Source organism: Azonexus sp. (genome assembly GCF_036170495.1).
Lineage (GTDB): Bacteria > Pseudomonadota > Gammaproteobacteria > Burkholderiales > Rhodocyclaceae > Azonexus.
In genome coordinates this window covers 1-5,334 of the sequence record NZ_JAVHPH010000118.1, presented here as the reverse complement: position 1 = coordinate 5,334, position 5,334 = coordinate 1, and the positions used below count along the sequence as shown (strand labels likewise).

At 57.9% G+C, this 5,334-nt stretch carries 4 protein-coding genes and 1 tRNA gene; 2 read left to right on the top strand and 3 right to left on the bottom strand.

All coding sequences use genetic code 11. The annotated features are described in order from the left end of the window. The coding region (gene rnr, locus ADADOO_RS03800; protein ID WP_511275154.1) for a ribonuclease R at positions 1-2,074 on the bottom strand (2,074 nt) is incomplete at its 3' end. A gap of 40 nt (positions 2,075-2,114) precedes the next feature. Between rnr and ADADOO_RS03795 the strand changes: the two genes are divergently transcribed. Both ADADOO_RS03795 and ADADOO_RS03790 read left to right on the top strand, forming a co-directional pair. Next, positions 2,115-2,199 (top strand) — tRNA-Leu (locus ADADOO_RS03795). 229 nt (positions 2,200-2,428) lie between these two features. Then, positions 2,429-2,794, top strand: coding sequence for a hypothetical protein (locus tag ADADOO_RS03790; protein WP_511275152.1), 366 nt, complete (start codon positions 2,429-2,431; stop codon positions 2,792-2,794). A 51-nt stretch (positions 2,795-2,845) separates the two neighbouring features. Here ADADOO_RS03790 and ADADOO_RS03785 read toward each other — a convergent pair whose 3' ends face one another. Both ADADOO_RS03785 and ADADOO_RS03780 read right to left on the bottom strand, forming a co-directional pair. Then, positions 2,846-4,156 carry an adenylosuccinate synthase gene (locus ADADOO_RS03785; RefSeq protein WP_511275150.1) on the bottom strand — a complete coding sequence of 437 codons (1,311 nt, stop codon included), beginning with the start codon at positions 4,154-4,156 and terminating at the stop codon, positions 2,846-2,848. Positions 4,157-4,159: 3 nt separating this feature from the next. Next, the gene (locus tag ADADOO_RS03780; protein ID WP_511275155.1) at positions 4,160-5,317 is read right to left on the bottom strand and encodes an ATP phosphoribosyltransferase regulatory subunit; all 1,158 of its coding nucleotides are present in this window, start codon (positions 5,315-5,317) and stop codon (positions 4,160-4,162) included. Positions 5,318-5,334 lie beyond the last annotated feature (17 nt).

The following is a 5,334-nucleotide window of genomic DNA, read 5'->3' as shown; positions in this document are numbered from 1 at the left end:
CGCCGAGCATCTGGTGCTTGATGTTGTCGAACTGGAAGTAATCGGCCCCCAGCTCCGAAACGTGGACCAGGCCTTCGATATAAACCGTATCGAGGGCCACGAAAATACCAAAGGCCGTGACCCCGGAAATCGTCCCATCGAACTCCTCGCCGATGCGCTCCTTCATGAAGAACGTCTTCAGCCAGTTCTCGACATCGCGCGTTGCCTCGTCAGCCCGCCGCTCGGTGCTTGAACACTGCAGGCCGATGTCATCCCAGGAACGGTCCGGCGTATAGACCTCACCGGCCAGCACGGCCTTGATGGCGCGATGGACGAGCAGGTCGGGATAACGACGGATCGGCGAGGTAAAGTGCGTGTAATGCTCGTAGGCCAGACCGAAGTGGCCAACATTGTCCGGGCTGTACATCGCCTGGCGCAGCGAACGCAACATGACCGTCTGCAACAACTGGAAGTCCGGGCGCAGTTTGACCTTTTCGAGCAAGATGGCGTAATCCTTGGCGCGCGGATCGTCGCCACCACCCAGCGCCAGCCCGAACTCGCCCAGGAAGGTGCGCAGGTTGGCCAGCTTTTCCTCCGACGGTGCCGCATGGATGCGATACAGGCAGGTCTGCTTATGTTCGGCCAGGAAATCCGAAGCACAAACGTTGGCGGCCAGCATGCATTCCTCGATGATCCGGTGCGCGTCGTTGCGCACGACCGGCACGATGTTCTCGATCTTGCCCTGCTCGTTGAACAGCATCTGCGTCTCAGTCGTCTCGAAATCGATCGCCCCACGCTGACCACGCGCCTTATGCAAGGCGGCAAACAGTTTATAGAGATTCTGCACATGCGGCAGAACGCTGCGGTCGACGTCGGTTTCCGGCTCTTTTTCACCCGACAGCCAAGACCAGACAAGGTTGTAGGTCAAACGGGCATGCGATTTGAACACCGCCGGATAGAATTTGTATTTACCGATCTTGCCGGTCGAACTGATTTCCATGTCGCAAACCATGGCCATGCGCTCGACATCCGGATTCAGCGAACAGATGCCGTTCGACAGCTTTTCCGGCAGCATCGGAATCACCCGGCGCGGAAAATAGACCGAATTGCCGCGCTCCACTGCCTCACGGTCCAGCGCCATGCCCGGTTTGACGTAATGCGACACATCGGCAATCGCCACAATCAGCCGCCAGCCACGGCCCTTCTTTTCGCAATACACGGCATCGTCGAAATCGCGCGCTGTCTCACCGTCGATGGTGACCAGCGCCACATCGCGCAAATCGACACGCCCTTTCAGGTCGGCCTTGGTCACCTTGTCCGGCAAAGCCTTGTTCTCATCCAGCGCCGATTTGGAAAACTCGAAGGGCAGATCGTGCTTGCGCAGCGCGATCTCGATCTCCATACCCGGGTCAGCATAATTGCCCAGCACCTCGATGATCTTGCCGATCGGCTGTGAGAACTTGCTCGGCTGCTCGATGATCTCGACCATCACCACCTGGCCAGACTGCGGCTTGCTTTTGGCCTTTGGCTGCGGCGGCACCAGAATATCCTGCGAAATACGTTTGTTTTCCGGCGCCACGACCACGACGCCATGCTCGACAAAAACCCGTCCGACAATTCGCGTATTGACCCGCTCGGTCACCTCGACAATACCGCCCTCGGGACGCCCCTTGCGGTCAATCCCGGTAACCCGGACCAGCGCCCGGTCGCCATGCAGCACTTTCCCCATCTGGTGTTGATCGAGGAAGATGTCAGCGCTGCCGTCATCGGGAATCAGGAAGCCATAGCCATCCGGATGGCCCTGGATGCGCCCCGGCGTCAGACTGGCCCGTTCAGGCAAAATGTACGCCCCCTTGCGGTTGCGCATCAATTGCCCCTCGCGCTCCATGGCCCCCAGGCGACGCTGGAACATCTCGCGTTCGGTGGTGGTGATATCCAGCAACTCGGTCAGTTCGTTGAATTCAACAGGCCGACCTTCGTCAGCCAGCACCTGCGAGACATATTCACGCGAGGGCAAAGGGAATTCGTAGCGCGCCAATTCACGCTCGAAGAAGGGATCGGCACGACGAATTTTTGATAGTTTTTTTCTTGACATCAGTTCTTCTTTCTCTATAATGGCGGCTCTTCGCACCTGTGCCCAGGTGGCGGAATTGGTAGACGCACTAGTTTCAGGTACTAGCGGGTAACTCCGTGGGGGTTCGAGTCCCTTCCTGGGCACCAGCGATCTTGATAGAAGGCCTTGATAAAACAAGGCCTTTTTTCATTTCTGCCGCCGGGCTTCGGTAACCGGTCAAAACGTCCGATTGCCAATTGCGCAGGCATTCTCTCATAGCACATGCCTCGCCGTACTGCGGTAACAATTCCTAACACTTAGGTACATAGCAGCGGTCATCACTCTCCCTCCTAGCGCGTTACTCAGCTTACCCAAACGACAACTACGAGCCGACCCATGAAAAAGATTACCACCTTCTTTATCGCTGCCACACTGGCCATGACCGCGACGACCTCCGCCCAGGCTGACTGGGGCCACCACCATGGTGGTTACGGACATGGACATGGTTACGGACATGGACATGGTTACCGCTCCGGACCCGGCTGGGTCGGTCCGGCTGCCGTGCTGGCCATCACTGGACTAGCCATTGGCGCCGCCGTCGCCTCCCAAAACAGCTATGCCCCGGCTCCGGTTTATAGCGCCCCGCCCCGCCCGATGCCAAGAACCGACTACGGCACCTGGTACTACTGCGGTTCGTCCGGCCAATACTATCCATACACCAATGCCTGCCCGGAAGGCTGGCAAGCCGTACCGGCGCAATAAACGTGAAAACGGGCCTCAAAGGCCCGTTGACCGTCGCACCCCGGCTTTCGCTCAGTTATTGAACGGGTGCTGTTTGAGGATAGTTTCATCGCGCTCCGGACCCGTCGATACGATGGCGATCGGCACCTCGCACAACACCTCCAGGCGATTGAGATAGGCACGCGCCTCGGCCGGCAGATCTTCCCAGAGCTTCACGCCAAAGGTCGTACCGCTCCAGCCCGGCATCGTTTCGTAGATCGGCTCGCAACGAGCTACCTCGTCGGCACCTATGGGCAGCAAGTCGATGACTTTTCCATCAAGCCTGTAGCCGGTGCAGATGCTCAGTTCCTTGAGGCCATCGAGCACATCCAGTTTCGTGATACACAGCCCGGTCAGACCGTTGATACGACCCGAACGACGCAGTGCTGCAGCATCGAACCATCCGCAACGCCGCTTGCGGCCGGTAACCGTACCAAACTCACGACCAACCTGCGACATCTGGTAACCCGGAACGCCTGCGGTCTCGATATCCAGCTCACTGGGGAACGGACCACCACCGACGCGAGTGCAATAAGCCTTGGTTATACCCAGCACGTAATGCAACATGCCCGGGCCAATACCCGAACCAGCAGCAGCCTGGCCAGCAACGCAGTTCGACGAGGTAACAAACGGGTAGGTGCCATGGTCGATGTCGAGCAAGGTACCTTGCGCGCCTTCGAACAGCAGGTTAGAACCAGCCTTATTGGCGGCGTAAAGCGCCGCTGAAACATCGGTCACCATTGGCCGAATCTGCTCGGCATCGGCCATTGCCTGATCGTAAACCATCTGAAAATCAACCGCTGGCGCCTTGAAATACTGGGTCAGCACAAAGTTGTGATATTCCAGCACTTCCTTCAGTTTCTCGGCAAAACGTTCAGGATGGAACAGGTCATAGACGCGCAGACCACGGCGGGATACCTTGTCCTCATAGGTTGGGCCAATACCCTTTCCGGTCGTGCCAATCTTCTTGTCATCCGACTTGGCGCCTTCGCGAGCCTGGTCAATGGCCGAGTGATACGGGAGAATCAGCGGACATCCCGGGCTGATTTTCAGGCGTGAACGAACGTCTATGCCTCCCTTTTCCAACTCGACGATTTCTGACAGCAAATGATGAATATCGAGCACGACGCCGTTGCCGATGTAGCATTCGACGCCATCACGCACGATGCCAGACGGAACGAGATTCAGCTTGTACACCTGTTCGCCAACGACCAGCGTATGGCCAGCATTATGGCCCCCCTGAAAACGCACGACCCCTTTGGCATGGTCGGTCAGCCAGTCGACGATCTTACCCTTACCCTCGTCGCCCCACTGCGTACCCACCACGATGACATTCTTAGCCATTTCTTAGTCCTCTTGTATTGCTTCAATAATCCAGTGTTCGCCGACCAGCGCTAGTTTTCGGTCGCAGACCGGTCCTTCGCAGGCTGTTTCGCCTGGCAGCAGCTGGACAACTATTTCGCCCTGTTCGCGTAGCGCAGCGATATGGGCGGCGAGGCGTGCATCGTGCCCGGCATGCGGCGCCAAAATTGCGCCGGACAACAACTTGCCAGCAGGCGCCAAGCGCGCCACTTCTCGCAAATCCATCGAAAAACCGGTGGCCGGGCGAGCCCGACCAAATGCCTTCCCGGCGCCATCGTAGCGACCGCCCATGGCGATCGCCACCGGGTAGCCCGGACAGTAGGCGGCAAAGACGACTCCATTGTGATAGTGGTAACCGCGCAGGTCGGAAAGGTCGATCGAAAAAGGCAGTTCAGGCGCAGCGGCGAGCAGGTGATGCAGACCATCCAGAGCAGCTGAAATCGTCGGCAATGCGGGCAACTCTAGCGCAGCCCTGGCCAGAACTTCGGCACCGCCGTACAGATGTGGCAAACGCAGAAGTGCCTCGCGATAGGGTGATGGAACATCGACGCAGGCTTCTTCCAGACCCGGCAGGTCTTTCGCCTGCAGGAGACTCAGGACAGCACCCTCTGCTTCCTGCGGCAACCCGGCTGCCTCAGCCAAGGCCTGGAAAATACCGACGTGACCAAGATCAATACGAGTAACAGGAAGTTTTAGCTGCTGAAAAGCCCCAGCCATTAGGCGAATGACATCAAGGTCAGCCTCGATCCCCACATAGCCATAGAGCTCAGCGCCAATCTGGAGGGGCTCGCGACCAGCTGAAATTGTCGCTGGCAAAGTATGCAGGACACTGCCGCAATAGCATAAACGGGTTACGCCTTGATGGTTGAGCAGATGCGCATCAACACGCGCCGCCTGGGGCGTAATGTCGGCACGAACCCCCATGGTCCGACCAGAAAGCTGATCAACCAGTTTAAACGTTCGCAGTTTCAAATCCTGACCAGCGCCGGTCAGCAGCGACTCCAGGTATTCCAGCATCGGCGGCATGACCAGTTCATAGCCACAGCCGCGAAAATGGTCAAGAATGGTTCGACGCAGGTTTTCAATGCGCGCCGCTTCTGCAGGGAGGGCGTCGGAAAGGTATTCAGGTAACAGCCAGTTCATGAGAAAACAATCAGTAG